The organism is Rhodococcoides trifolii (genome assembly GCF_014635345.1).
Taxonomy (GTDB): domain Bacteria; phylum Actinomycetota; class Actinomycetes; order Mycobacteriales; family Mycobacteriaceae; genus Rhodococcoides; species Rhodococcoides trifolii.
On sequence record NZ_BMCU01000003.1, the window covers coordinates 485,733 to 511,551 of the forward strand.

The following is a 25,819-nucleotide window of genomic DNA, read 5'->3' on the forward strand; positions in this document are numbered from 1 at the left end:
TCTCGTCAGGGGCGCAGCGTCTTCATCGGTGGCCGGTCGAGGAGCGAGACCTCGGTGACCGACGGGACGAAACCGTTGCCGTCCAGCACGAACTGCGTGAGTCCGGCGCCCGAGTCGTCGATCCCCGCCCGGCTGAGCATGGTCCCCACGATCTGCCGGCTCATCGCACCGAGCTCGACCAGAGGACGGTTGCGGTGCTTGCGCACCCCCAGGTTCACCTGTCCGATCGCACCGATTCCGAGTTTGTCGTACGTGTCCATCAACAGGCCGATCTCGACTCCGTATCCGGGGGCGAACGGAACCGAGGTCAGAAGCTCTCGCGTCCCGGCGTACTCGCCGCCGAGGGGCTGGATGATCTGCCCGAGCTCCGGACGGAGTGCAGCGAGAAGGGGGCGCGCGACCAACTCGGTGACCCGGCCTCCCCCGTGCGCCTCCGACGATCCGGCGAGCGGACGACGGTAGTACGCCTTCACCAGCTCGATCCCGTCGCCGGTCAGCATCGGACCCAGAAGCTTGGGCACGAACAGCGGGTCGGGGTCGATGAGGTCGGAGTCGACGAACGCCACCACATCCCCCGTCGTTGCGGCGAGCGATCGCCACAGCACCTCACCCTTGCCCGGCGCGGGAGCCACCTCGGGGACGGCTTCTTCCCGCGAGACCACGCGAGCACCGGCAGCGCGCGCACGCGTGGCCGTGCGGTCCGTCGATCCGGAGTCCAGAACGATGAGCTCGTCGACGATTCGACCCACCAACGGCGAGATCGAGTCGACCACCGACGCCACGGTGTCTTCTTCGTTCAACGCGGGCAGCACCACCGACACGGTGCGCGTGCCCTTGGCCAGTTCGAGTTCTTCCACCGTCCACCACGGGTCGTCCCACCGACGCGCTTCACGAACACAGTTCACGTCCGGATTCGTTGCGGGGCTCATCTCGGCAAGTGTCATGCGAGACCTCGCACCGTTCGAGCGGGCGCCCTGGTTCCGGCGATCGCTGCGACCATGTCCACGACCCGTCTGGTTGCCGCTACCTCGTGCACGCGGAACATCCGTGCACCCTGTGCGGCAGCCAATGCTGTTGCGGCCAACGTTCCCTCCAACCGTTCGGCGAGTCCTACACCCAGAGTCTCCCCGATGAAATCCTTGTTGCTCAGCGCCATCAGGACAGGCCATCCGGTGTTTACAAGACTGTCGACGCGACGCAACAGTTCGAGCCCGTGGAAGGTGTTTTTTCCGAAATCATGGGTCGGATCGATGAGAATTCCGTCGCGGCGCACCCCGAGCTCGACAGCATTACGGGCCGCCCGCGTCACCTCCGAGACGACATCGGCGACCACGTCGTCGTAGCGGACGCGGTGCGGCCTGGTTCGGGGTACGGCTCCGCCGGTGTGCGAACAGACGATTCCCGCGCCCGCCTCGGCGGCCACCTGAACGAGTGTCGGGTCCGCTCCCGCCCAGGTGTCGTTGATCAGATCGGCGCCCTCCGCGCACGCCTGCCGGGCCACCTCACCGCGCCAGGTGTCCACGCTGATGACGAGGTCGGGATAGGCGGCGCGAATGGCGGCGACGAAGGGCACGACACGACGAGACTCCTCGCCCGCGTCCACCGTCGCGCCAGGGCCGGCCTTGACCCCGCCGATGTCGACGACGTCCGCGCCTTCGTCGACCGCTCGGTGCACCGACGCCATGGCCGCGGCGTCAGTGAAGTTGGCGCCGCCGTCGTAGAAGGAGTCGGGTGTGCGGTTGACGATCGCCATCACCAACGCCCGGTCGGTGGCGACCGGGCGTCCGCAGAACGTGCCCGCCGGAGTCACAGCTGTCATACGAACAGCTTGCCAGCGCTCAGTTCTTGGGAAGCTTCCCGGCACCCACAGCCTCGACGTACTCGTCGTACGCGGGGACGTAACCCTTCGACTTGCCCTCGAGCACGTAGAGATCGCCTTCGGCGTCCGTGTCGTACCCGACCTTGCGGAGCTCGACCTTCTTGCTCTTGAAGGTCGACGTGGCTTCGAGCGAGTCGACGACGCGGATGAAGAGCGGGACCGCGTAACCCGGCAGCGACTTGTAGGCGGCCGCGGCGAACGACTGACCGTCGAAGGACTTGCCGCTGCGCAGCGTCACCGCCGCCATGCCGGCCTTGCCGTCGGCGTTCGGAATGTCGACGCCGAACACGACGGCCTGGTCCACGTCGGGGTGCGAGTTGAGGGTGCCCTCGACCTGGGTCGTCGCTACGTTCTCGCCCTTCCAGCGGAAGGTGTCCCCCAGCCGGTCCACGAACGCGACGTGACGAAAGCCCTGCTGCCGCACCAGGTCTCCGGTGTCGAACCAGCAGTCGCCGTCGTCGAACCCGTCTTGGAGCAGCTTCTTCTTGGTGGCCTCCTCGTCCGAGTAGCCGTCGAACGGTGCTCGGTCGGTGATCTTCGAGAGCAGCAGGCCGACATCACCCGTCGAGACCTTCCGCAGGCGTCCTTTGCCGTCGCGCTTGGCCTTGCCCGTCTCGTCGTCGTACTCCACGACGGCATACGGCAGGGGGCAGAAACCGGCTGTGCGGTCGATGTTGAAGGCGTTGATGAACGCGATGTTGCACTCGCTGGCGCCGTAGAACTCGGCTACTCGCTCGATGCCGAACCGGCCGGTGAACTCCTTCCAGATCTCCGGACGCAGGCCGTTGCCGACGATCAGGCGAATGGTGTTGTCCTTGTCGTTCGGCTTCTCGTCCTGGGTCAGCAGGTAGCGGCAGAGCTCGCCGATGTAGGTGAACGCGGTCGCTTCGTTCTCCCGGACGTCCTTCCAGAAGTTCGACACCGAGAACTGCTTGCCGATGGCCAGCGTTGCGCCCGAGGACAGCACCGACGACAGCGACACGGTGAGGGCGTTGTTGTGATAGAGCGGAAGGCAGCAGTAGAGAACGTCGTCCTTGCGCAGGCGTACACCCATGCTGCCCAGTCCGGACATCGATTTGAGCCACCGGAAGTGGCTCATCAGGCTGGCTTTCGGCATCCCGGTGGTGCCGGAGGTGAAGATGTAGAACGCCTTCTCCTTGGCCTTGATCTGCGTGGTCGCCGCGGGGTTCTCGGCGCTCGCGGACGCGGCCTTCTCGTCCAGTTCGTCGGCGTGCAGGATCACTTTCTCGGGCAGCGCCTCGTCCAGCGATTCGAGCGCCTCGACGCAATCGGGGTCGACGACCAGAACCCGCGAATCGAGGATTCCGAGGCTGTGCTCGAGAACCTCGCCACGCTGGTTGAAGTTCAGCATCCCCGCGGTCGCGCCGAGTTTGACGGCGGCCAGTGCGACCAGGAGCGTGCGCATGGAGTTCTTGGCAAGCACGCCGACCACGTCGCCACGCTGCACACCGCGATCGGTGAGGACGCTCGCGTAGCGGTTGACCAGGTTGTTCGCCTGCCCGTACGTCAAGGTGTCACCTTCGAACCGGACGAACGGGTGGTTCGGCGTCTTGGCGGCGACTCGCTGGAAGATGTGTCCGATGGATTCCTTGTCGTCCGGCTTGCGCAGCAAGCCGGGAACTCCCCGGATCACGCTCGGCAGAGCCGTGGTCATCCTCGGCAGCGTTGTGGCGATCTCCAGCAGTCCGACCTTGTGACGAGCCTCGGCACCCATGCGGTTTCCCTCCCCTGGCGAGCCGGCCATGTCGGGGCCGGCTGTGACGGTGCTTACCTTACTGATTGGTAATGTTCACCGTTCGCACCGGTCCACACGCGTTGAGGGCGACGCCCACGTCGCCGGTCGTCACGAGGCGATCCAGGGACGCCGCGGACACGAATCCGGTTCCGGCCAATGATCGCAACCAGCCGAACAACGGCGCGAAATGGTCTGTCGGGTCGAGAATCACCACCGGCTTGTCGTGCATGCCCAGATACCCGGAGGTCCACGTCTCGAACAGCTCTTCGAGAGTTCCGATTCCGCCCGGCAGGGTGATGAAGGCGTCCGCGCGGTCGTCCATGATCTGTTTGCGTTCACGCATCGTGGCGGTCACGACCAGTTCGTCCGCGTCGACGTCCGCCACCTCCCGGTCCACGAGCGCGGTAGGTATGACGCCGATGGTGTGACCGCCCGCCGCACGGGTCGCTCTGGCCACCGCGCCCATCATCGAGACGTTTCCGCCTCCCGACACCAGTTGCCACCCGCGGCGTCCGATCTCCTCTCCCACCGCGGCGGCCAAGTCGAGGTACTGCTGGTCCACGGGCCCGGACGCGCAGTACACGCAGATGGTCCAGGGGGCGGTCACGACGGATCACCCTCGACGCGCGCCGAGTCGGCGTCCTCACGGCGCGACGCGGAGATGGCCGCCAACACGTCCTCGACGCTGTCGGTGCACTGCAGCAAGTCGACATCGGTGGCCGAGACCTTCCCGCTCTCGACCAACGTCCCGCGGATCCAGTCGAGCAGCCCACTCCAGTAGGCCGTGCCCAACAGGATGATCGGGAAGCGTGTCACCTTCCGCGTCTGGACCAGGGTCAGCGCCTCGAACAGCTCGTCGAGGGTGCCGAACCCGCCCGGCAGACAGACGAACGCCTGCGAGTACTTCACGAACATCGTCTTGCGCACGAAGAAGTATCGAAAGTTGACGCCCAGGTCGACCCAATCGTTCAGGCCCTGTTCGAACGGCAACTCGATGCCGAGGCCGACGGAGAAGCCTCCCGCCTCGCTCGCCCCTCGGTTGGCGGCTTCCATCGCCCCCGGGCCGCCGCCGGTGATCACCGCGTACCCCGCCTTTGCGAGCTCACCGCCCACCCGGCGCCCCAACTCGTACTCGTCGGAATCGACCGGTGTCCGAGCCGACCCGAATACCGTCACAGCACTGGGCATTTCGGCCAAGGCGCCGAAGCCTTCGACGAACTCGCTCTGAATCCGCAGCACGCGCCACGGGTCGGTGTGCAGCCAATCGCTGGCCCCGCGCGAGTCCAACAGACGCTGGTCCGTCGTCGTCTCCTCGCGCTGGCGACGATCCAGAATCGGCCCGCGGTAGTTGGTGGTCGGTCGATCCGAGTGCGGTCCCATGCGTCTAGAGATTAGTCAGCTCAGGTAACGCCGAAGCACGTCGGTCGCGTCCGTGATCTGCTGCACCGGCACGTGCTCGTCTCGCTTGTGTGCGAGGTTCGGATCGCCCGGGCCGTAGTTGACAGCGGGGATGCCCAGCGCGGAGAACCGGGACACGTCGGTCCACCCGTACTTTGCGCGGAACTGTCCGCCTGCAGCCTCGATCAAAGCCGCGGCCGGTGGCGCGGTGAGACCGGGCAGTGCTCCCGGCGAGCTGTCGGTGAGCTCGAACTCCAGCGCGAGTCCGGCGAAGACGGTGCGAACATGCTCGATCGCGGCGTCGACCGTCCGGTCGGGCGCGAAGCGGAAGTTGACGTCGACCTGCGCCTCGTCCGGCACGACGTTGCCCGCCACTCCACCGCTGACCCGGACCGCTTGCAACCCTTCGCGATAGACGCACCCGTCGATGTCCACCGAACGCGGCCGGTAGGCGGCGAGTCGGTCGAACGCGGCACCGAGTTTGTGAATCGCGTTGTCTCCGAGCCACGATCGCGCCGAGTGAGCTCGGGTCCCGTGCGCAGTCAGACGAACACGCAGGGTCCCCTGACAACCCGCCTCGATGAACCCTCCGGAAGGCTCCCCCAGGATGGCCACGTCCGCCGCCAACCACTCCGGCAGCTCGCGCTCGATACGCCCGAGTCCATTCGCGGACGCCTCGATCTCCTCGCAGTCGTAAAAGACGAGGGTGATGTCGGCGTTCGGTTCTGCCACGGTGGCGGCGAGGTGCAGAAACACCGCGTCACCCGACTTCATATCGACGGTTCCGCATCCGTACAGGGTGTCGCCGTCCCGCCGGGACGGGACGTTGTCCGCGATCGGCACGGTGTCGAGGTGCCCCGCGAGCATGACCCGCGTGGGCAGACCTCGGTCGGTTCTGGCCAGCACGCAGTGCCCGTGCCGGACGATCTCGAACCCGGAAGTCTGTTCTCGCAGAGCCGATTCCACGGCATCGGCGATCGCCGCTTCGTCGCGGCTCACGCTCGGGATGTCGACCAGCGCCGCCGTCAGTTCGATGGGGTCGGCATGCAGATCCAGTGTCACGGGGTCGAGTTTATGTTCTACCGCCGGGGATCTCGTAGATCGCGCCGTCGAACCCGGCTCGGAACAACCGCCCCTCGGAAAATCCCTGCGCACCGTTGCCGTAGGTGATGACGCTGGACAGGGGCAGTCCGCTCGCGATGGTGCAGGAGGTTCCAGGCGCGTCGATGCGCAGAATGTCGCCGGTGATGTCGGTGGGAACCACGACCGATCCGTTGGCGTCGACGGTCAGACCGTCCGCGATCGAGATGGTGTCGAGGCCGGCGAAGTTCACGAGCGATTCCGGCGCACCGGGGTTCGCGATCGGGATCCTAGACACACCGGGGTTCACGAAACTGCGTGAGACGTAGAGGTAGCGGTCGTCTGCGCTCAGTGCCGCACCGTTGGCGCTAGGGAAACTGGCCCAGGCCGGGTTCACCGCGCCGTTCGGCAGCACCTGCCCGATCAGGCTCGCGAAGTCGTTGGTGGCGTACACGGTTCCGTCCCGTGTCACGGCCAAGCCGTTGGCTGCACTGAGTCCGGATGCGAAGGGCGTCACGGCCAGGGTGTCGACGTCGAGTGCGACGATGCCCGCCGAACGCAGGACGTCGCCGGCGAACACCCGTGGGTCGGCGCCGTACCCGACGAGGAGTCGACCGTCGGGCATGAAGGCGAGTGCGCCACCGCCGCCGCTGGGAACCGTGGCGATGGGGTAGGCGGGACCACCGGGGTAGTCCATTCGGAACACGCGGCCGCTGACGAGGTCCGTCGTGTAGAGGCGGCCGGATCGGTCCACGACCACACCTTCGAGCGACGCACCGGGAACCTGTCCCACTCGCACGGGGGCCTGCCCGGTACCGGGGCACACGCCGGGGGCCGCACCGGCAGACGAGGGAGCCAGTACGGAAATCAGTCCGGCAGCCAACACCGTTGCCGCAAGCGAGGCCAGTGTGCGTATGCGTGTCATGTACTGATGTCTACCAGCCGACGTCATGGAACGTCAGCGGGCCAGGGCCTCCGCGAATCGCGGTACAGCTGTGTCGAGTGCGTAGGACAGTCCGAGCGTGGTGCCGCTCGAGAATGCGTTCGCGAGGGTGGTGTCGTCGAACACGACGTCGTGTCCGGCCCGCACCGACGGCACCGCCGCGTAGACCGGGTCCTCGGTGATGGACGACGCCGGAGCACCGATCGGGAACATCACTGTCAGGTCGGCATCGAATGCGACGACTTGCTCGTTGGAGATCGGCACGTAGAAGCTGCCGGTTGCGAGGGCGTCGAGTTCGGGCTTGTTGACGAATCCGAGGGCGGTCATGAGGTCGACCCGGCCGTCACCTGTGACGTAGGCGCCGTACGTTCCGCCGAACTTGGCGCCTACCGCGACCGTCTTCCCGGTGAACTGCGGATTGTCGGATCTGACTGCGTCGAACTGCGACTGCAGCTGCGACTTGAGGTCCGCAGCCTTGTCGCTGAGCCCGAGCGCCTTGCCGACGATGTCGAGCTGCTGCTGCCAGGTGGTCACGTAGTTCGCTCCGTCGCTGGGCACGCTGACGACCGGAACTCCGAGACCGGACAGGGCGTCGTAGCGCGACCGATCACCGGACGCACGGGTATCGAGGATCAGGTCCGGTTCGAGTGCGGCGACCTCCTCGATACTGGGCTCGTTGGTGGCGATGAGTTTCGGCGGTGACTGGTAGAGGCTGTCGGCCCACGGACCGACCCCGTTTCCGCCGAAGTCGAGCCAGTCCGAAGCACCGATCGGTTGCACACCCAACGCGAGGGCGGTCTCGGCGTCTCCCCAACCGAGTGCGACGACGCGTTCGGGCTGGGTATCCACGGTGACGTCGCCGAACAGGCCTCCGATCGTGACCGGGAACTGGTCCGATGCCGAGGTGGCGGTGGCGGTGGCGTCGACACCGGTGGCGTCCACGTCGGCGGCGTCGTCGGTGGAGCTGCACCCGCCGAGGGCGGCAGCGGTCAGGATCAGTGCGACCGCGCCGATCGCGGGGCGCAGGAAGACGGAGCGCATACGTACTCGTTTCTCGTTGTGGACCAAGCTGTGCCTACCCTAAGTGATCCACTACCCCACCGGGTCACCGCGTCCGCGCCAGCCTAAGATCACCTCCCGTGACCACAGGCGCATCGGCAGTCGGCATTGCACACGTGACAACGGGCGGGGTAGTCCTCGATACCTGGTACCCGTCGCCCGAACTCGGACCGTTCGACGACGCGGGAACCGTTCGCCTGCACGGTGACGACATCCCCGCGGAGCTTCGCGATCTCGTCGGACCGGACGAGGCGCGCGACCTCGAGAAGGTGGCCGTCCGCACCACCATCGTCTCGCTCGAGGACGCCCCGACCGATGCCCACGATGTCTACCTCCGGCTGCACCTGCTTTCGCACCGCTTGGTCGAGCCGCACGGGGTGAATTTGGACGGCCAGTTCGGGTTGTTGGCGAACGTCGTGTGGACGAACTTCGGACCGGCCGCGGTCGAGGGCTTCGAGGCCACGCGCGCCAAGCTGCGCGCCCGCGGTCACGTGACCGTGCTGAGCGTCGACAAGTTCCCCCGCCTAGTGGACTACGTGGTGCCGACCGGCGTCCGCATCGGTGACGCCGACCGGGTTCGCCTGGGCGCTCATCTCGCGAGCGGCACGACGGTCATGCACGAGGGATTCGTGAACTTCAACGCCGGCACGCTGGGCAACTCCATGGTCGAGGGACGCATCTCGGCAGGTGTCGTGGTGGCCGACGGTTCCGACGTCGGCGGCGGTGCGTCGATCATGGGCACGTTGTCCGGCGGCGGGAAGACCGTCATCTCCGTCGGCGAACGGTGCCTCCTCGGCGCCAACGCGGGCGTCGGGATCTCGCTGGGCGACGACTGCGTGGTCGAGGCCGGTCTGTACATCACTGCCGGCACCAAGGTGACCGGGCCGGACGGCACGGTGATCAAGGCGTCCGAACTGAGCGGCAACAGCAATCTGCTGTTCCGTCGCAACTCCGTTTCGGGCACCGTCGAGGTGGTTCCGTGGAAGGGCACCGGCGTGGAGCTCAACGCCGCGCTGCACAAGAACGACTAGTTCCTCATTCGGGAACCCCGATGTCCTCGTTCCACAGAATTGGTTGTGCTGCAACGAATTCCGACATCATGGTGACGCACCTGTCGTCGTCGAGCACAGTCACCGTGACACCGGCCGAAATCAACCAGTCGAGACCACCGTCGAAGGTCCGGTTCTCCCCCACCACCAGCGAACCGATGCCGAACTGACGGACCAGACCGCTGCAGTACCAACAGGGGGCCAGAGTGGTGACCATGGTGGTCGACCGGTAGTCCCGCTGCCGGCCCGCATCACGGAAGGCATCGGTCTCGGCGTGAATCGACGGGTCGTCGTTCTGCACTCGACGGTTGTGGCCTCGGCCGAGAAGGGTGCCGTCTGCGGCGAAAAGCGCGGCACCGATAGGAATTCCGCCCTCGCGCAGTCCCGCCCGAGCTTCGTCCACCGCCACGTCCAACATCCGCTCGTTCATCGTGCGGACTCCTGCCCTGACACGGTCTTACCCGCGATCGCGACGTATACGGTGGCAGCGACGACGAACCCGACGAAGAAGGTGATGTCGCCCAGCTCCGGGACCGCTCGCACCGCGTAACCAACGAACCGTTCCTGATTCGAGAACAACAGAACCGACACCACCAGCGCGATCACGAACGCAGCGAACCCACCCCAGTTCGAGTAGCTCTTGTCGTAGAGCAACCCGGCGATCGGCTTGCCCCGTCGCAGATACTGATCGACCAGGACGACACCGAGCCACGGGCCGATCCAGTACGCCACCACCAGCAGGAACGCCTCGTAACTCGCGGCGGCATCGGCGAGGGCCCACCAGGCGACGAGGAAACCGAGGACGCCGAATCCGACGACGACCACGGCGCGTTGCGTCTTCACCGGCAACGTGAACCCGATGGTCGTGAATGCCATCGCTCCGGAATAGACGTTCAGGGCGTTAGCGGCCACTGCACCGATCGCGATGGCGAGCAGGGTGAGATCTCCGAGCAGAGATGGAAGGTTGGAAGTGAAGGCATCCGTCGGGTTGTCGGACGTCGCGGGACCGATCGTGACCGAGGCGGCACCGACGAGTTCGAGAAGCACACACGACACGAACAATCCGGCCGACGCGAAAAGCCCGGTGCGGTGCCGGTTCGTGTCGGCGGGGAGGTAACGGGTGTAGTCGGCTGCGTACGGGGTCCAGCCCGCGGCGTATCCGAAGGCGGTACCGACGGTGAGCAGGAACCCGCCCATTCCCCCTACTCCGTCGGGCACGGCCGCAGCGCCGGGGTCCGACTTGCTCAGAACGACCACCGCGGTGACGGCGAAGACCACGGCGAGAACCGGGAAGGCGAACTTCTCGAACGCCTGCACCAAGTTGTGGCCGAAGAACGCGAACGCCGTCTGCGCGAGAACGACGATGACGAGCGACGGCAGAGGACCGATCCCGAACAACGTGCTCAGCGCGAACGCACCGCTGACGCTGTTGGTGGCGAACCAACCCACCCCGCACATGATCGACATGAATGCTGCCGGCAGCGCATTGCCGCGGTATCCGAAGCCCAAGCGCCCGAGCACCATCTGCGGAACACCGTGCAGCGGTCCGCGGGCGGACAACACGTAATGCGCTCCGGCGCCGAGGCCTGTTCCTACGGCGAGTCCGAGCACGGCCTGCCAGAATGTCATGCCGTACACGGCAACCGAGAGAACGCCGACGAAGATGGTCGCGAACTCGAGGTTGGGCGAAGTCCACGTCCAGAAGAGCTGGCGCGGCCGACCGTGCCGATGTTCAGCGGCAATGGGTTCGTTCCCACCCGGCTCGACTGCAATGACGCGGGTGCCGTACTCGCCGTGGGCGGTATCCATCGAGCTCATCGAATCATGATGGGCGACGCGAGCGAAGACCGCTCTCCGAAAACGGGCGTTTCGCCTTGGTGTGTCTAGCTGCCGAGGATGGAGCGCACGATCTGTTCGAGCGTCTCGCCGGGCTTCCACTCGGGAAGCGCCGGCGCGGTGGGCTGCGATCGGGCTAGATCGACTCCGCCGAGCGCGGCCTGCACGTCCTCGTTCTGATCGCTCGGTCCACCCAAAGTGATTGCCGCGACGGAGAAGCCGGGGCCGATGGACGCCGACGCCACTGCGGTGGAGATGTCGTCCGCCCACCCCCATTTGGTGCCCTGCACGCCGATCAGCTGCGAGGTTCCCCAGTTCTGGTCGGTTCCGTCGGATGCGACGGGCGTGGCTGCGGCCATCCACCCGGGAATCGGGCTGTCCGGGTGCAGCCTCTTCACACCTTCGAGGAACGTAACCAGATCTGCGGCACTGGTGTAGGAGTCGCCCCAGAAGGACCCGCGCGACGTGGACGTCAGGCCGTACTCGTCGGCGATCGAATCGATGGCCGAGGGGTATTTACGGTCGAGTTGCGACGCGGCGTAATCATCGCTCGACGTGATCATGTCTGCCGCGAGGTCGCGGTCACCGGCCGAGCCGTCACCTCGGCGGATGGCGTAATCGACGATGAACAGCTTGACTTCGGAGAGACCGGGCCGGCTCTCGGCCGCATTCGGTGTGGCGATGCGCGTGCCGGCGCAGTCGAGTACCAGCGCCGTCCGAGAGGGCACTCCGGCGAAATCGGCGGGCAACGGACGCGCGCTCGCAGGTTGCGCAGACGCGGTGGCGACGGCACCGAGCGGAAGAAGTGCGACCAGAGCCGCGACTGCGGCGAGACGCCGTGTTCCGGAGAATGTTCTTCTCATCGTGGTGACTCTCCGAGCGGTTCGTGCGGCTGACCATCAGCAGTAATTCCAAAGTAATGGAACATTGAACATCTGGCGAACCGAGTCACTCGAGGCGCGACTTCTGCACCTTACCCATCGCATTGCGCGGAAGTGACTCGACCGACTTGATCTCTCGCGGCCGCTTGTGCACCGACAGTTGCGATGCGACGTGATCGATCAGGTCCTTCTCGATCACGTCCTCCCCCACGACGTACGCGACGATTCTTTGCCCGAGATCCGGGTCCGGTACTCCGACCACCGCCACCTCGCGCACCGAGGGATGACCGAGAAGCGCCGTTTCCACCTCACCGGCACCGACCCTGAATCCGCCGGTCTTGATCAGATCGGTCGATTCGCGTCCGACGATGCGGTGGAACCCGTCCGGTCCGATGACGGCCACGTCTCCGGTGACGAACCACCCGTCCTGCGTCGTCGATTTCGCGGTGGCGTCGGCGTTGTTCAGGTAACCCTCGAACGTCATCGGTCCACGGACCTGAAGCCCACCGATGCTTTCGCCGTCGTGGGGCACGTCGTTGCCTGCTTCGTCACGCAGCCGGGTCTCGACCCCACGCACCGGTACGCCGACCCAGCCGGGGCGTCGTTCACCGTCCGCCCGCGTACTGATCGTGATCAGCGTTTCGCTCATGCCGTAGCGCTCGATGGGCGCCAATCCGGTCAACTCGGTCAGCTTCTCGAACACCGGAACCGGGAGTGCGGCGCTGCCGGACACCAAGAGCCGGGCACCCCGCAGGTGCCCGGCCGCCTCAGGATCGTCGGCAATGCGTGACCAGACGGTGGGAACTCCGAAGTAGATCGTCCCCGGTGCCGCCGCGTAGCTCTCGGGCGTCGGCTTCACGGTGTGTATCACGCGGGATCCGATGCGGAGCGGACCGAGGATTCCGAGGATCAGACCGTGCACGTGATAGAGCGGGAGTCCGTGCACGAGAACGTCGTTGGCCGTCCACGCCCATGCTTCGGCAAGCGCGTCGAGGCCGTTCTCGATCGCACCGCGACTGAGCAGCACGCCCTTCGGAGGGCCGGTGGTTCCGGAGGTGTAGAGAACGAAAGCCGTTGCGGTGACGGGAGGTTCGGCATAGCTGTGCCACGATCGGGCATGAAGCCGGACCGGGACCGACGGCACGCCGCCGTCGTGTTCCGGAGCCACACCCAGCCAGGCCTGCGCCCCGGAATCCGCCAGGATGTGGTCCAACTCGGCAGGCCCGGAGTCCGGCGGAACCGGCACCACAGGAACTCCGGCGATGAGCGCTCCGATGACGGCGATGACCGTGGAGACTGTCGGGCGAGCGAGCACGGCCACCCGCTGCGCCCCCATGATGCGTTCCGCCACCGATGTGGCCGCGCCGAGGATGTCGCTGCGCGAAAGCACGTCGTCGCCGATGGTGACCGCGTCGGCAATGTCGTCCCCGCGGGCGACGGTGTACGAGTTCAGAGACCTGAGAAGCACGTCAGAAGTGTGTCACGACGCCAGCAAGATGCGATCCGGGCCGTCCACGCACTCGCACCCACCGGCAACGGCGGAGCAGTCGACGACGAACACGTGGCGAACCGATTGCAATTCCGCACAATTGCCTTCGGTGCATTCGACGGCATTCGACGCGTGCACGATCAGCGTTCCGTGGCAATGGTCGACGGCGCGGGCGCAGTCTCTGCACTTCATCGTGTCACTGTCCTCTCTCTCGATGTCCCTCAGTACTACCACCGGCCTCCGACACGGCTTGTCGCACACGGCGTGTGCCACTAACGGGTTTCTTGCATCTTCGGCAGACACAAACCGGGCATTCCCTGGCTTTCGGGTACCTCGGCCGGTCCTGCACGCTCGACGTGAACATTGGACGACGAATATTCGTGTCTGGCCGAACATCTCGATCAGGTCGCGCTACGGTAACGAAGTCTCGTCGGGGGGTCGCGACCATCCACGTCGAAAAGGACCCCGCATGTTCGATCGTCTCTTCATCAAGAATGCCATCGACCGAAGTTCCGAAAACGCTCTCGATCGCCGCCGCTTCTTCCGGGCAGCAGGAATGACCGGCCTCGGAGTCGGCGCCACTATGGTCGCAGGAAGCGGATTGGCTTCTGCCCAGGAGTTCGGATCCTCGGGTCCCGGCTTCCCCGGTCTCCCCCAGTTTCCGGGATTTCCCGGTCAAGGGCCCAGTGACAGCGCCATCCTCAACTTCGCGCTGAACCTGGAGTACCTCGAGGCCGAGTTCTACCTTCGCGCAGTCACCGGCGCGGGCCTCGGCGACGACCTGGTGGGCGGAACCGGAACACCCGGCGGAGTCACGGGCGGTAAGCAGGTCAAGTTCGACACGCCTGCCATCAAGGCCTACGCGCAGGAGATCGCGGACGACGAGCGGGCTCACGTTGCTTTTCTCCGAGGTGCTCTCGGCTCTGCAGCCGTCTCGCGTCCGGCAATCGATCTCGTCGCCAGCTTCAACGCTGCAGCAACTGCCGCCGGTCTGATCGAGGCCGGTGGGTCGTTCGACCCGTTCGCCGACGAGAAGAGCTTCCTCTTGGGCGCCTTCATCTTCGAGGACGTGGGCGTCACGGCATACAAGGGTGCGGCGCCGCTGATCTCGAACAAGACCTACCTCGAAGCCGCGGCCGGCATCCTGTCCGTCGAGGCCTATCACGCCGGGATCGTGCGCACATCGCTCTACAACCTGGGGCTGATCGATGCCGCGAACGCCATCTCCGATGCACGCGACAGCCTCGACGGACCGACGGATCTCGATCAGGGCCTCACGTTGAACGGCGGTGCGAACCTCGTGCCCACCGATCCCAGCGGTATCACCTTCAGCCGGACCCCCGGCCAGGTTCTCAACATCGTCTACCTCAACCCGAAGCCGGTGCGCTCCGGCGGTTTCTACCCCGCGGGCGTCAACGGGGAACTGAACACCAGCGGCGGATAACCGTCACAGCAGGAGCGTGATCACAGCGGCGATCGACGCTCCGGCCAGCATTGCGACGACCAGTACGGCCGCGACCACTCGTATTCCGGATCGAGTGGTCGCGACCGTGGTGGGCCACTCACGGAACGCCTCGACGTCGACTCCGTCCTGCTCGAAGAAGTGCACCTCACCGGGCGGTTCCCACTCCTGACCGCTCGCCCGCACCCTCGAACCCAGAATCGCGAGGCGTCGGCGGGCACGAGGCGGATAGGCGGACGACGGCGCCCGGATCGGCAACGCACGAGCCAGTGCCAGAGGATCCGGGTACGCCGTCGCCAGCGCCTTCAGCGCAGGCGTCACGTCGGGGTCCTCGTCCGGTCGGTCCGTCAGGAACCACGCCGCACCCGCGGCCGCGAGATCGTCCATCGCCAGGTACGCGTAGCCGAGCAGGTCGAGTGCGCCCTGGGAAGCCGGCTCCTGCTCCAGAACCGAGCTCAGTCGGTTGCGGGCGCGCCACGGTTCACCGCAGGCGATGTCCTCTTGTGCTCGGTCCAGTGCACCCACGGTCGGACCTCAGTTCGAACCCAGCCGCGCGACCGCGGCATCGATCCGCTCGTCGGTGGCAGTCAGCGCAATACGCACGTGCTTCGATCCGCGCGGTCCGTAGAACTCTCCCGGCGCAACCAGGATGCCGCGCTCGGCGAACCACGCCACCGTGTCCCGGCATGCCTCACCGCGGGTCGCCCACAGGTACAGGCCCGCTTCGGAATGATCGATGGTGAATCCGGCTCCGGACACCGCGGACCGCAACGATTGGCGACGGCGCCGGTACCGCTCGCGCTGCTCGTTCTCGTGCTCGTCGTCCGACAACGCGGCGGTCATGGCGGCCTGGATGGGATACGGCACCATCATGCCCGCGTGCTTGCGCACCTCGAGGAGCTCCGCAACCAGGGCGCTGTCGCCGGTGACGAAGCCGGCACGGTAGCTCGCGAGGTTGGACGTCTTCGACAACGAATGCACCGCAAGCAGACCGGTGAAGTCGCCCCCGCAGACCCGCGGGTCCAGAACCGACAGCGCCGGCCCGTCCCAACTCAGCCCGAGGTAGCACTCGTCCGACACGACGATGGTGCCGCGTTCACGTGCCCAGTCGACGACCTTGCGCAGGTGCGCCTCACCGAGCACCTGACCTGTCGGATTGGACGGCGAGTTCACGAAGATCATCGACGGCCGTTGCGGACCGAACCCGACCGTGTCGTCGGACCGGACGACGCTCGAATGTGCCAGTAGCGCACCGACTTCGTACGTGGGATACGCGAGTTCCGGAATCACCACGAGGTCGTCGGACCCGAAACCGAGAAGCGTCGGCAACCACGCAATCATTTCCTTGGTGCCGATGGCCGGCAACACGGCGTCGTCGGCAAGACCGGTGACGCCGTACCTTCTCTCGAGCGCCGCCACGGCCGCGGCGCGAAGGGCCGAGGTTCCCACCGTCGCCGGATAACCCGGCTCGGCAGAGGCTGCATGCAGTGCGTCCCGAACGACGGGTGCGACCGGGTCGACGGGCGTTCCGACCGACAGGTTGACGATGCCGTCCGGGTGCGACGCGGCAGTCGCCTTCACGTCGGCGAGCGAATCCCACGGGAAGTCCGGCAATCCGGCTGCCCGTGGGATTCGGTTCGATGTTGCGACCGGCAAGATCAGCTCTCGCCCATCGGCGGCAGGGCCTTGATGAAGGGCGGATCGAAGTCGGTCTTGCCGACCTTGGCCGCGCCACCCGGGGAACCCAGATCGTCGAAGAAGTCGACGTTGGCACCGACGTACGCGGACCACTGATCGGGAACGTCGTCCTCGTAGAAGATCGCCTCGACGGGGCACACCGGTTCACACGCGCCGCAGTCCACACACTCGTCGGGGTGGATGTACAGCATGCGGCCGCCCTCGTAGATGCAGTCGACAGGGCATTCTTCGATGCATGCCTTGTCCAGCACATCGACGCACGGTTCTGCAATCGTGTAGGGCACTGGTGTCTCCTTGACCTTTCTCGAGCTTGTGGGGCGAGTAGGTACTACCCGAACCGAAGCTCAAGTATCACCCGACCACTGCCCCGTTTCGCGCTGAGGGTGCCCTGACCGCTAGGCGGCGGACAGACCCTCGGTGCGTATCCACTTTCGTGCAAGTTTCACTGCGCGCGACAGCGCACCGCGTTCTCCGAAATAGCCGGCTACGGCGCCGACGACAGGCACGTTGCCGAGCCACCGATAAACGGTACGGGCGTCGGGTCGCTTGTCCAACTCGTCTGCGATGCCTCGAAGGATCTTCGTGACCGACCACAATGCAGAGAGCACTGCGGACGGCGAACGCGGTCTGTCCTCGGTCGCAGCCTCCGCCGTTCTGGTCTCGAGAGACTTTCGACCGGCGTCCGGCCTTCCCGCCGCCTTCGCTTCGTCCACCGCTCTGCTCGGCAGATTTCGCTTGCAGAGCACTGCTGCGAGCAGACGGACCAGCTCGTCGTGGTCCGTCACTCCGCATTCGCGTGCGACGGCCACGATCACCATGGCCTGGTTGGAGAAGCCAAGGATGTCCTGCAGCGGCAGACGACGCGCCAGCACTCCGAAGAAGCCGGGAAAGGCCACCGCAATCGTCCCGAGTGCACCGACGCGGTTGACCCACCACGACGTTCGCTTGTCGAGCGACATGGTCGACCACGCCTCGGTGCCGGGGACGTCGGTGGCGTCGAAGACCCAGGCGACCGCGTCGAGTGCCTGATCGAGTCGCGTGTCGGTATCGGATGCGGTGCGGAACGTGCGCTTCTTGATCCCGAAGGGGTCACGTTCGGCCAGCAGAGTCAGGGTCGGGACGATGACGCGGACGGCGGCGCCGAGTGCGGCGGCCACCTTCTCGTCACCGAGGCGATCGGGGCTCACGCAGCGGTGCTCCTGTCGGTGTAGGCGGTGCTTCGTTGGACGGCGCGGCGGCCGATGCCGTTCGCGATGGCGTGCAGTTCTTCGACGGTCTTCTCGGATCCGTGTTGCGATCCTGCCATCCGGGAGATGGTCTCCTCCATCAACGTTCCGCCCAGGTCGTTGGCGCCGCCGTTCAGCATCACCTGCGTTCCGGTGACGCCCAGCTTGACCCAGGACGTCTGAATGTTGTCGATGCGCCCGTGCAGCATGATGCGCGCCAGCGCATGCACCGCCCGGTTGTCACGGTTCGTCGGACCGGGGCGCGAGGCGCCCGCAAGGTAGAGCGGTGAACTTTGATGCACGAACGGAAGCGGGACGAACTCGGTGAAGCCTCCGGTCTTGTCCTGAATCCCCTTGAGCACGTTGAGATGTCCGACCCAGTGCGACGGATTGTCGACGTGGCCGTACATCATCGTCGACGACGATCTGAGCCCGACCTCGTGCGCAGTGGTGACGACGTCGATCCATGTCTGCGCCGGCAGTTTGCCCTTGGTGAGCACCCACCGCACCTCGTCGTCGAGAATCTCCGCCGCGGTTCCGGGAATCGTGTCCAGTCCGGCGGCCCGCAACTCGATCAGCCAATCGCGCACCGACTGCCCGCCGCGGGAGGCGCCGTTGACGATCTCCATCGGTGAGAACGCGTGCACGTGCATCTCCGGTACGCGCGCTTTGACCGCGCGCACCAGGTCCGCGTACCCCGTCACGGGGAGTTCGGGATCGATACCTCCCTGCATGCACACCTCGGTGGCGCCGAGTACGTGCGCTTCCCACGCCCGGTCCGCCACCTCTGTGGAGGACAGGGAGAACGCGTCGGCGTCGCCCTTGCGCTGAGCGAACGCGCAGAACCGACACCCGGTGTAGCAGATGTTGGTGAAGTTGATGTTCCGGTTGATCACGTAGGTGACATCGTCGCCGACGACGTCCTTGCGCAGGTGATCGGCGAACGCGGCGACCGCGTCCAGCGCGGATCCCTCGGCGGTGGCGAGTGCCAGGTACTGATCGTCGGTCAACCCGCCGGGGTTCTTCTCCGCAGCCCGCAACGCCGATGCGACGTCTCGGTCGACAGTCTCGAGCGCGGCCAGCCCGGCTACCTGTTCGCGGATGGATTCCCAGTCACCGAACGCCGATCCGATGTCCGAACGCGTGTCGGTGTTGCGGCCGTCGGTGTCGATCTCGGTGTTCAGATCGACCCGTCCGGTCGATTCCCACACCTCGTCCGGTTCCTGCCACGGCAGACCCGCCGGCATCGTGTCGGGCCGCGCGAGCCCGGTGACCGGATCGGCCAACGCACGGACGTGGACGGAAATTCTGGGATCGATCCACGGTGACCCGGCGAGCACGTACTTCGGTTGCGCCGCAGTGCGTTCGGTGAGGATGAATCCGGCGCCGGCACTGATCTCGGCGAGCGAATCGAGGTTCGGCCACGGGCGCTCGGGATTGACGTGATCCGGCGTCAGCGGGGACACACCGCCCCAATCGTCGACGCCGGCGGCGAGCAACGCCGCACATTCCTCCGCCGCAACGAGATTCGGCGGCGCTTGGATACGCATCGACGGTCCGAGCAGCAATCGCGCCACGGCGATCGTCGCCGTGAACTCTTCCAGCCCGGCGTCGGGCGAGCCGCGCATGGCGGTGTCGTCCTTGGCCAGAAAATTCTGGACGATCACTTCCTGGACGTGCCCGAAAGCCTTGTGCGAGGAACGTATTGCCATGATCGACTCGGCGCGGTCACGGATCGTTTCCCCGATGCCCACCAGGATTCCGGTGGTGAACGGAACGTTCAGCCGACCCGCGTCGGTCAGGGTGCGCAGCCGGACAGCCGGATCCTTGTCCGGACTTCCGTAGTGAGCCTGGCCCTTCTCCTCGAAAAGCCGCCGCGAGGTGGTCTCGAGCATCATGCCCATCGACGGCGCCACAGGCTTGAGTCGTGACATCTCTTCCCAGCTCATGACGCCTGGATTCAGGTGCGGCAACAGGCCGGTCTCCTCGAGCACCCGGATCGACATCGCACGCAGGTAGTCGAGCGTGGAGTCGTACCCCCGCGCGTCGAGCCATTCCTTCGCCTCCGGCCACCGCGCCTCGGGACGGTCGCCGAGGGTGAACAGTGCTTCCTTGCACCCCAGTTCGGCCCCGCGGCGAGCGATGTCGAGCACCTCGTCGGCTTCGAGGAACATCGAATGGCCCTCGGCGCGCAGTTTGCCCGGAACCGTGACGAACGTGCAGTAGTGGCACGTGTCGCGGCACAGACGCGTCAAGGGAATGAACACCTTCCGCGAATACGTCACCGTTCCCGGGCGACGCTCCGCGAGCAACCCGGCGTCACGCACCCGAGCGGCCGACGTCGTCAGATCCACCAGATCGTCACCGCGGGCGTGCAGAAGAACAGTGGCCTCGTCGACGTTGAGCACCACACCGTCTCGTGCACGCCGAAGCGCACGACGAACGGCAGAGGCGGACGGCTCCGGTTCCGCACTGGGTGCAACGGACGACGACGGCGATGACACTGTGGGATCGGGCAGAAAAGTCACGGTTCGATCATGCGCCTTCGGACTGTGTGCTTGCCACTGCAGGGGTCGCTGAGTCACAGTGTTGCCACAAGTCCGTAGCAGTGCGAACAGACGACCTGTCGTGTCGACTCCTGGACAAGGACACCATGAGCCAAGAACCGCCCGCTCCCGTCGTAACCATGATCGATCCGACTCGTACACCCAGCCCCAAGGCCAGGACGCTGTGGGCGATCAATGCCGCGCTCATGTGGGCTGTCGTTGCCATCACCGAGATCGTGTGGGCAGTCGTGCTGTCGGTGAATTCCGACGACCCGGCATGGTGGCCGAACCTGTCCGTCGCTGCAGTGACGATCATTCTTGCTGTGGTGCACATCACAGTGGTCCCCTCGTGGCGGTACCGAGTGCACCGCTGGGAGATCAGCGAGACGGCGGTCTACTCGCGCACCGGGTGGTTCGATCAGGAGTGGCGGGTGGCTCCGATCTCGCGCGTGCAGACCGTCGACACCGAACGCGGCCCGATCGACCGGGCGCTGGGGCTGTCCACAGTCACCATCACCACCGCGTCCTCCGCCGGAGCGGTCAAGATCTCGGCTCTGGACAAGGTAGTGGCCGACGAGACGGTGGCCCTTCTGACCGAGATCGCCGCTCGGACCCGCGGCGACGCGACGTGACGAGTCCGGGCGACGTCCCAGCCGTCGCAGCGGGCCCCGACGCGGTCGCGGCGGAGAGCGAGCAACCGTGGCTGCGGCTGGACAAACGCATGTTGCTGATCCATCCCGTCACCGAGGTCGTCCGTTTCCTTCCCGCACTGGTCGCCACCACGTTCCTGGGAGCCCAGAGCGGAAACCACATCTGGAGCCTCGCCGTTCTCGGGCTGACGGTCGTATTCGCGATCCTGCGGTGGTTCACTACCAGTTACCGGATCGGTCCCGTGCACGTGCAGCTGCGAACCGGACTGTTCCAGAAGAAGCTGTTGTCGGTGCCACGCAGCAGGATTCGCAGCGTCGACGTCGAATCGAAGGTCATGCACCGATTGCTGGGTCTGTCGATCGTCCGCATCGGGACGGGGCAGAAGGTGGACAAGCGGGAACAGTTCGAGCTGAATGCACTCGACGCCGGTCTCGTACCTGCCCTGCGCGACGACCTCATGGACACCTCCCCCGCCGCGGCGCCCGAGCGTCCGGGACCTGACGGACAGCACCACGTCGCGGTTGCGCCACCGTCGCCGGAAGTAGAGATCGCCCACTTCAGTAATTCCTGGGTCCGATTCGCACCGTTCACCGCCACCGGCGTCGTGATCGTTGCCGCGGTCGCCGGTTTGATCTTTCAGTCCGGACTCGGCGGAACGATCGCCGACTCCGACGCGGCGCGCAGCGGCGTCGACTCCGCCGCCCGCCTCGGCATCGTTGCTCTGGTGGGGTTGGGAATCGTGGTCTTCCTGGTGGTCACCAGCGTGCTCGCGTGCGTGCGCTACCTGGTGGTCTACGGCAATCTTCGAGTAACGGACGACGGGCACCGACTCCGCGTCGGACACGGTCTGCTGAGCACTCGTCATACGACGCTGGACCGAGATCGTTTGCGCGGCACCATGTTGCGGCGGCCCCTCGTGCTGCGGTGGGCCGGTGGCGCCAAACTCGATGCCGTGATGACCGGCGTCAGTGCCCAGAAGTCGGATTCCTCGCTCGTGTTGCCGGCCGCACCGCTCCGGGAGGCGACGCGGGTCATGACGGCGGTTCTCGCCGACATCGGTCCACCCGACGCCGCGCTCGTCCCGCTGGTCCCACACGGCCGTATCGCGTTGCGACGCAGACTGACTCGCGCGCTGTCTCCTGTCCTGGCGGTCGTGGCCGTTCTCGTCGTCGTCCAACTCGCCACTGGCGTGATCCCGTCGGTCGTCTGGGTGGGGGCTGTAGTTGCGCTCGTCGCTGCCACCGCGCTCGCCGTGGATCGCTATCGCGGGCTGGGCCACGCGGCCGACACCGGGTGGCTCGTCACGCAGTACGGAAGCCTCGATCGACGGCGGGCCACGGTGGAGTCCGACGGTATCCTCGGGTGGACGGTGCGGCAGAGCTTCTTTCAGCGACGGGCAGGTGTCGCCACCATCGTCGCCGCGACCGCCGCCGGGCAGGGGCACTACGACATCGTTGACGTTCCCGTCGAGCGTGCGTGGTCCATCGTCGAGGCTGCTCAGCCCGGCGCAGGTGACGTCTGGGCACGCCGGTGAGTGGCCCGACGTCGATTGCCGAGCTGGATTCCCGGATCTCGTCGTGCCGCGCCTGCCCCAGACTGGTGGACTGGCGCGAGCAGGTCGCGCGGGAGAAGCGGGCAAGCTTTCGTGACCAGACGTACTGGGGCAGAGCCGTTCCCGGTTTCGGACCCGCGGACGCACGGTTGCTCGTCGTCGGGTTGGCCCCCGCGGCGCACGGCGCCAACCGTACGGGCCGCATGTTCACCGGTGACCGCAGCGGTGATGTGCTCTACGCGGCCATGCACGCGGTCGGTCTGGCGAATCAGCCGACAGCGACGCACATCGGCGACGGGTTGGCACTGCACGGCACCCGGATCACCGCCCCGGTGCACTGCGCGCCACCCGACAACAAGCCCACGCCCGACGAGCGTGATCGCTGCCGTACGTGGCTCGAGACCGAACTGCACCTCTTGGCGCCGACGATCCGCGCAGTGGTCGTTCTGGGCGGGTTCGGCTGGCAAGCCCTGCTTCCCATTCTCGGTACGTCGGGGTGGCTCGTCCCCCGACCGCGACCCAAGTTCGGTCACGGAGCGCACGTCGTCCTGACCCCGACCACGGCGCTCGAACCGCTGCACGTGTTCGGGTGCTATCACGTGAGCCAACAGAACACCTTCACCGGACGACTGACACCGGCCATGGTCGAAGAGGTGCTATCGCGAGCCGGAGAGTCGGCGGGAATCATCTAGATCTGACACGGGTGTCAGAATCTGGTCTGGGCTGCTAACTTCGAAGGCATGGCCCAGACCTTCCTGCAATCGGCTCGTCGCGCCCAACTCGTCGACGCAGCGATACATGCGCTGGCAGACCTCGGTGCCGAGCAGGCGTCGTTGGTCCGCATTGCCGAACGCGCCGGCGTCAGCCGTGGGGTTGTGAACTACCACTTCCCCGGCGGCCGGCGCGAACTGTTCGAAGCGGCCGTCGACTCGATCTACGACCTGGGCCGCCAGGAGGTGCACCCGGACACCCTGTCGGCGCAGTCGCCCCGAGACAGCGTGGCGTCGTTCGTCCGCGGCAGCATCATGTTCTACGCCCGCTGTCCGCGTCACCTTCGAGCCCTCACCGCGCTCTACACCAGTCGTACCGAGGACAGCCTGCGACGGGACGAGCGAGAAGAACACGCGGCGGAGATGATGACCACGGCCGGCCTGCTCCGGGACGGTCAGGTAGCCGGTCAGATGCGTGAGTTCGACGTGACCCTCATGGCGCTGACCATCCGCGCCGTCCTGGACACCGCGGTCGGGTTGACCGCCGCGGGAGCCGAGCCCGAGGCACTGGCGGACGAACTCGTGCGCACCATCGACGCGGCCACGCGGGTGATCCCATGAAGCGCGCACTCGCAGTCGTCGCTGCGACGGTGCTGGTCGCTGCCGGATGCTCGTCGGCGGTGAACGAACCGGACGCCGGATCGGACTTGCTGGTGGACACCACGACGGGAACTCTGCAGGGAGTCGACGTGGGCGCCACACACCAGTTCCTCGGCGTTCGGTACGCGCTGGCGCCGACCGGTGACCGCCGGTGGACCCTTCCCGAGCCGTTCCCCGACACCGACGACGTGCTCGACGCCACCCGAGCGGGCTCACCGTGCCCGCAGACGGGTGAGACTGCCCAATCGGTCTCGTCGACGGACGAGGACTGCCTGTTTCTGAACGTCACCGTTCCGGCCCGCGCGAGCGATGAACCCCGACCGGTGATGGTGTGGTGGCACGGCGGCGGTTTCACCAGCGGAGCCGGCTCTCAGTACGACGCCCAGCGGCTTGCCGATCAAGGCGACGTGATAGTCGTGACGGCGAACTACCGACTCGGAATGCTGGGATACCTGGGACTACCCGGACTCGCGGGGTCCGGGAACTTCGGGCTCGCGGACCAACTGGCCGCTCTGCGCTGGGCGAACGACAACGCCGAAGCATTCGGCGGCGATCCCGACGCCGTCACCCTGTTCGGCGAGTCGGCCGGCGGAACATCGACCTGCGCAGCGCTGACCTCGCCGGCGGCCGAGGGACTGATCGACAGGGCTGCCTTCTCGTCAGGCTCCTGCCGCCTCGCGTGGCCTCCCGGCACGCTGTTTCCCGGACTACCTGCGTCGTCATCCTTGATTGCGTTGTCCGACAGCGAAACTCAGGGAGCAGCGGCGGCGGCGACCCTCGGGTGCACCGCTCCCGAGCCGCTGGCCTGTCTGCGCGCACAACCGGTCGACGCCTTGCTCGGGCAGGCGGTGCTGTTCGGCAACCCGTTGGCCTACGGCACCGCTCTGCTGCCACGCGATCCCGCGCGCGCCGTCGAGGACGGGGATTGGCTGAAGGTGCCTGTTCTGTCCGGCGGCAACCGCGACGAACACCGGTCCTTCATCGGCGGACTACTGCTCACCGATCCGACCGCGGTGACCGCGGACAACTACGGCTCACTGGTCCAAGCGTCGTTTCCCGCCGACGCCGCAGCGGTGACCGCGCAGTACCCGCTGACCGCCTACGATTCGGCGCCGGTCGCCTGGGCGACCCTCGTCACCGACGTCGCCTGGGCATGCACCACCGCGCACGGCGCGCGCGATCTGGCCGCCGACGGAACTCCGGTCTACAGCTACGAGTTCGCCGATCGGAGCGCGCACGACGTGAGTGGAGTGGCGTCGTCGGGTATACCTCAGGGCGCGGCGCACGCCACCGACTTGCCCTATCTGTTCGATCTCGGGGGCGAAGACCTGCTCACCGGACCGGGGCAGCACGAGCTCGGTTCAGACATGGTGGCGGCATGGGCGTCGTTCGCTCGTACCGGCACACCGGGTCCGATCGAGAATGTCGACTGGCCGGTCACCACCGGCACCGATACCCCCGTAATGCAGTTCGACAATCCAATCACCGGATCCGGGGTCCATCTCGTCGACCACCGCACCGAGCACCACTGCAACCTCTGGGACACGGTCAACCCCGGGTGAGCGCCCTGATCCTCGCGGAGTAGAGCAGCACGGCCGGCGGGGCAACACCTGCGACGAGCAGGAGCGCAGCTCGCCAGTCGGCGAGAAGGATCACGTCGCCACCCGGACCGCCCAGCGCACACAGAACCAACCCGACGAAGAACCCGACCAGAGGGAGCGAGCCCTGGCCGATGCTTCCCGATGCAGCCATGGCCGATCGTACGAGCACGACGTTGAGCGCCCCCGCCGCGAGAGCGCTGATCGGGAAGGGAGTGGACCCGGCGTACAGGGGAAGAAAAAGGGCAGCAACTACCGCCGACAGAAACCCGTCGAAAGTCAGTGCGGCAACGGTTGCGACCGACACCGCCTCGAGTACGGACCTACCTCGTGCGAACGTCTGTGT

At 66.4% G+C, this 25,819-nt stretch carries 26 protein-coding genes; 7 read left to right on the forward strand and 19 right to left on the reverse strand.

What is annotated here, in order from left to right; translation table 11 throughout:
- Positions 1 to 5 precede the first annotated feature (5 nt).
- The 8 genes from IEW02_RS15535 to IEW02_RS15570 are packed head-to-tail and all read right to left on the reverse strand — an operon-like array spanning position 6 to position 8,097.
- A complete protein-coding gene (locus IEW02_RS15535; RefSeq protein ID WP_188545735.1) occupies positions 6 to 929 on the reverse strand; it encodes a glucosyl-3-phosphoglycerate synthase in 924 nt (307 codons plus the stop codon).
- Positions 930 to 940: 11 nt separating this feature from the next.
- The gene (folP, locus tag IEW02_RS15540) at positions 941 to 1,819 is read right to left on the reverse strand and encodes a dihydropteroate synthase (protein WP_188545736.1); all 879 of its coding nucleotides are present in this window, start codon (positions 1,817 to 1,819) and stop codon (positions 941 to 943) included.
- A gap of 19 nt (positions 1,820 to 1,838) precedes the next feature.
- Entirely contained in the window at positions 1,839 to 3,614 is a 1,776-nt protein-coding gene (locus IEW02_RS15545; RefSeq protein ID WP_188545737.1) for a long-chain-acyl-CoA synthetase, read from the reverse strand.
- A 58-nt stretch (positions 3,615 to 3,672) separates the two neighbouring features.
- A complete protein-coding gene (locus tag IEW02_RS15550; RefSeq protein WP_188545738.1) occupies positions 3,673 to 4,242 on the reverse strand; it encodes an LOG family protein in 570 nt (189 codons plus the stop codon).
- Positions 4,239 to 5,015, reverse strand: a complete 777-nt coding sequence (locus tag IEW02_RS15555; RefSeq protein ID WP_188545739.1) for an LOG family protein — start codon at positions 5,013 to 5,015, stop codon at positions 4,239 to 4,241. The genes IEW02_RS15550 and IEW02_RS15555 overlap by 4 nt, the downstream gene beginning before the upstream one ends.
- A gap of 15 nt (positions 5,016 to 5,030) precedes the next feature.
- Positions 5,031 to 6,095 (reverse strand): succinyl-diaminopimelate desuccinylase, encoded by a 1,065-nt coding sequence (dapE, locus tag IEW02_RS15560; RefSeq protein ID WP_188545740.1) that lies wholly within the window; start codon positions 6,093 to 6,095, stop codon positions 5,031 to 5,033.
- A 10-nt stretch (positions 6,096 to 6,105) separates the two neighbouring features.
- A complete protein-coding gene (locus IEW02_RS15565; RefSeq protein WP_188545741.1) occupies positions 6,106 to 7,038 on the reverse strand; it encodes an SMP-30/gluconolactonase/LRE family protein in 933 nt (310 codons plus the stop codon).
- A gap of 33 nt (positions 7,039 to 7,071) precedes the next feature.
- Positions 7,072 to 8,097 (reverse strand): iron-siderophore ABC transporter substrate-binding protein, encoded by a 1,026-nt coding sequence (locus IEW02_RS15570; protein ID WP_188545742.1) that lies wholly within the window; start codon positions 8,095 to 8,097, stop codon positions 7,072 to 7,074.
- Between the two features lie 98 nt (positions 8,098 to 8,195).
- On the opposite strand from IEW02_RS15570, the gene dapD reads away from it, so the two are divergent.
- Positions 8,196 to 9,146: a 2,3,4,5-tetrahydropyridine-2,6-dicarboxylate N-succinyltransferase gene (gene dapD / locus IEW02_RS15575; protein ID WP_188545743.1), complete on the forward strand. Its 951-nt coding sequence runs from the start codon at positions 8,196 to 8,198 to the stop codon at positions 9,144 to 9,146.
- Positions 9,147 to 9,150: 4 nt separating this feature from the next.
- Here the strand turns inward: dapD and IEW02_RS15580 are convergent, their stop codons facing one another.
- The 5 genes from IEW02_RS15580 to IEW02_RS15600 all read right to left on the reverse strand — a co-directional run bounded on the left by IEW02_RS15580 (position 9,151) and on the right by IEW02_RS15600 (position 13,562).
- Entirely contained in the window at positions 9,151 to 9,594 is a 444-nt protein-coding gene (locus IEW02_RS15580) for a nucleoside deaminase (RefSeq protein ID WP_188545744.1), read from the reverse strand.
- Positions 9,591 to 10,982: a purine-cytosine permease family protein gene (locus IEW02_RS15585; RefSeq protein ID WP_188545745.1), complete on the reverse strand. Its 1,392-nt coding sequence runs from the start codon at positions 10,980 to 10,982 to the stop codon at positions 9,591 to 9,593. The genes IEW02_RS15580 and IEW02_RS15585 overlap by 4 nt, the downstream gene beginning before the upstream one ends.
- Positions 10,983 to 11,047: 65 nt before the next feature.
- Positions 11,048 to 11,863 carry a serine hydrolase family protein gene (locus tag IEW02_RS15590; RefSeq protein WP_188545746.1) on the reverse strand — a complete coding sequence of 272 codons (816 nt, stop codon included), beginning with the start codon at positions 11,861 to 11,863 and terminating at the stop codon, positions 11,048 to 11,050.
- Between the two features lie 85 nt (positions 11,864 to 11,948).
- Positions 11,949 to 13,349 carry an acyl-CoA synthetase gene (locus IEW02_RS15595; RefSeq protein ID WP_188545747.1) on the reverse strand — a complete coding sequence of 467 codons (1,401 nt, stop codon included), beginning with the start codon at positions 13,347 to 13,349 and terminating at the stop codon, positions 11,949 to 11,951.
- A gap of 12 nt (positions 13,350 to 13,361) precedes the next feature.
- Positions 13,362 to 13,562 (reverse strand): hypothetical protein, encoded by a 201-nt coding sequence (locus tag IEW02_RS15600; RefSeq protein WP_188545748.1) that lies wholly within the window; start codon positions 13,560 to 13,562, stop codon positions 13,362 to 13,364.
- 277 nt (positions 13,563 to 13,839) lie between these two features.
- Here IEW02_RS15600 and IEW02_RS15605 point away from each other — a divergent pair, with 277 nt between their 5' ends.
- Positions 13,840 to 14,814: a ferritin-like domain-containing protein gene (locus IEW02_RS15605; protein ID WP_188545749.1), complete on the forward strand. Its 975-nt coding sequence runs from the start codon at positions 13,840 to 13,842 to the stop codon at positions 14,812 to 14,814.
- A gap of 3 nt (positions 14,815 to 14,817) precedes the next feature.
- Here IEW02_RS15605 and IEW02_RS15610 read toward each other — a convergent pair whose 3' ends face one another.
- From IEW02_RS15610 to IEW02_RS15630, 5 genes are all read right to left on the reverse strand, one after another.
- Positions 14,818 to 15,357 (reverse strand): DUF6584 family protein, encoded by a 540-nt coding sequence (locus IEW02_RS15610; protein ID WP_188545750.1) that lies wholly within the window; start codon positions 15,355 to 15,357, stop codon positions 14,818 to 14,820.
- A 9-nt stretch (positions 15,358 to 15,366) separates the two neighbouring features.
- Complete coding sequence (dapC, locus tag IEW02_RS15615) at positions 15,367 to 16,488, reverse strand: succinyldiaminopimelate transaminase (protein ID WP_308933189.1); 1,122 nt, start codon at positions 16,486 to 16,488, stop codon at positions 15,367 to 15,369.
- Between the two features lie 2 nt (positions 16,489 to 16,490).
- Positions 16,491 to 16,814: a ferredoxin gene (gene fdxA, locus IEW02_RS15620; protein WP_188545751.1), complete on the reverse strand. Its 324-nt coding sequence runs from the start codon at positions 16,812 to 16,814 to the stop codon at positions 16,491 to 16,493.
- 111 nt (positions 16,815 to 16,925) lie between these two features.
- Positions 16,926 to 17,717: a hypothetical protein gene (locus IEW02_RS15625; protein WP_188545752.1), complete on the reverse strand. Its 792-nt coding sequence runs from the start codon at positions 17,715 to 17,717 to the stop codon at positions 16,926 to 16,928.
- The gene (locus tag IEW02_RS15630) at positions 17,714 to 20,284 is read right to left on the reverse strand and encodes a bifunctional FO biosynthesis protein CofGH (protein ID WP_188545753.1); all 2,571 of its coding nucleotides are present in this window, start codon (positions 20,282 to 20,284) and stop codon (positions 17,714 to 17,716) included. Before IEW02_RS15630 ends, IEW02_RS15625 begins: the two co-directional genes overlap by 4 nt.
- A 125-nt stretch (positions 20,285 to 20,409) precedes the next feature.
- Here IEW02_RS15630 and IEW02_RS15635 point away from each other — a divergent pair, with 125 nt between their 5' ends.
- From IEW02_RS15635 to IEW02_RS15655, 5 genes are all read left to right on the forward strand, one after another.
- Positions 20,410 to 20,934: a PH domain-containing protein gene (locus IEW02_RS15635; protein ID WP_188545754.1), complete on the forward strand. Its 525-nt coding sequence runs from the start codon at positions 20,410 to 20,412 to the stop codon at positions 20,932 to 20,934.
- Between the two features lie 89 nt (positions 20,935 to 21,023).
- Complete coding sequence (locus tag IEW02_RS15640; protein WP_188546158.1) at positions 21,024 to 22,487, forward strand: PH domain-containing protein; 1,464 nt, start codon at positions 21,024 to 21,026, stop codon at positions 22,485 to 22,487.
- On the forward strand, positions 22,484 to 23,197 hold the full coding sequence (locus IEW02_RS15645; protein ID WP_188545755.1) for a uracil-DNA glycosylase: 714 nt from the start codon (positions 22,484 to 22,486) through the stop codon (positions 23,195 to 23,197). Before IEW02_RS15640 ends, IEW02_RS15645 begins: the two co-directional genes overlap by 4 nt.
- A gap of 48 nt (positions 23,198 to 23,245) precedes the next feature.
- The gene (locus tag IEW02_RS15650) at positions 23,246 to 23,836 is read left to right on the forward strand and encodes a TetR/AcrR family transcriptional regulator (protein WP_188545756.1); all 591 of its coding nucleotides are present in this window, start codon (positions 23,246 to 23,248) and stop codon (positions 23,834 to 23,836) included.
- Positions 23,833 to 25,437, forward strand: a complete 1,605-nt coding sequence (locus IEW02_RS15655; protein ID WP_188545757.1) for a carboxylesterase/lipase family protein — start codon at positions 23,833 to 23,835, stop codon at positions 25,435 to 25,437. The genes IEW02_RS15650 and IEW02_RS15655 overlap by 4 nt, the downstream gene beginning before the upstream one ends.
- On the opposite strand, the gene IEW02_RS15660 is transcribed toward IEW02_RS15655, so the two are convergent.
- Positions 25,424 to 25,780 (reverse strand): hypothetical protein, encoded by a 357-nt coding sequence (locus IEW02_RS15660; RefSeq protein ID WP_188545758.1) that lies wholly within the window; start codon positions 25,778 to 25,780, stop codon positions 25,424 to 25,426. The genes IEW02_RS15655 and IEW02_RS15660 overlap by 14 nt on opposite strands.
- Between the last annotated feature and the right edge of the window lie 39 nt (positions 25,781 to 25,819).

Coding starts and splice junctions, on each gene's coding strand:
- IEW02_RS15535 (WP_188545735.1), bottom strand. CDS start 929: ATGAGCCCCGCAACGAATCCGGACGTGAACTGTGTTCGTGAAGCGCGT.
- folP (WP_188545736.1), bottom strand. CDS start 1,819: ATGACAGCTGTGACTCCGGCGGGCACGTTCTGCGGACGCCCGGTCGCC.
- IEW02_RS15545 (WP_188545737.1), bottom strand. CDS start 3,614: ATGGGTGCCGAGGCTCGTCACAAGGTCGGACTGCTGGAGATCGCCACA.
- IEW02_RS15555 (WP_188545739.1), bottom strand. CDS start 5,015: ATGGGACCGCACTCGGATCGACCGACCACCAACTACCGCGGGCCGATT.
- IEW02_RS15565 (WP_188545741.1), bottom strand. CDS start 7,038: ATGACACGCATACGCACACTGGCCTCGCTTGCGGCAACGGTGTTGGCT.
- IEW02_RS15570 (WP_188545742.1), bottom strand. CDS start 8,097: ATGCGCTCCGTCTTCCTGCGCCCCGCGATCGGCGCGGTCGCACTGATC.
- IEW02_RS15580 (WP_188545744.1), bottom strand. CDS start 9,594: ATGAACGAGCGGATGTTGGACGTGGCGGTGGACGAAGCTCGGGCGGGA.
- IEW02_RS15585 (WP_188545745.1), bottom strand. CDS start 10,982: ATGAGCTCGATGGATACCGCCCACGGCGAGTACGGCACCCGCGTCATT.
- IEW02_RS15590 (WP_188545746.1), bottom strand. CDS start 11,863: ATGAGAAGAACATTCTCCGGAACACGGCGTCTCGCCGCAGTCGCGGCT.
- IEW02_RS15600 (WP_188545748.1), bottom strand. CDS start 13,562: ATGAAGTGCAGAGACTGCGCCCGCGCCGTCGACCATTGCCACGGAACG.
- IEW02_RS15605 (WP_188545749.1), top strand. CDS start 13,840: ATGTTCGATCGTCTCTTCATCAAGAATGCCATCGACCGAAGTTCCGAA.
- IEW02_RS15635 (WP_188545754.1), top strand. CDS start 20,410: ATGAGCCAAGAACCGCCCGCTCCCGTCGTAACCATGATCGATCCGACT.
- IEW02_RS15640 (WP_188546158.1), top strand. CDS start 21,024: ATGTTGCTGATCCATCCCGTCACCGAGGTCGTCCGTTTCCTTCCCGCA.
- IEW02_RS15650 (WP_188545756.1), top strand. CDS start 23,246: ATGGCCCAGACCTTCCTGCAATCGGCTCGTCGCGCCCAACTCGTCGAC.
- IEW02_RS15655 (WP_188545757.1), top strand. CDS start 23,833: ATGAAGCGCGCACTCGCAGTCGTCGCTGCGACGGTGCTGGTCGCTGCC.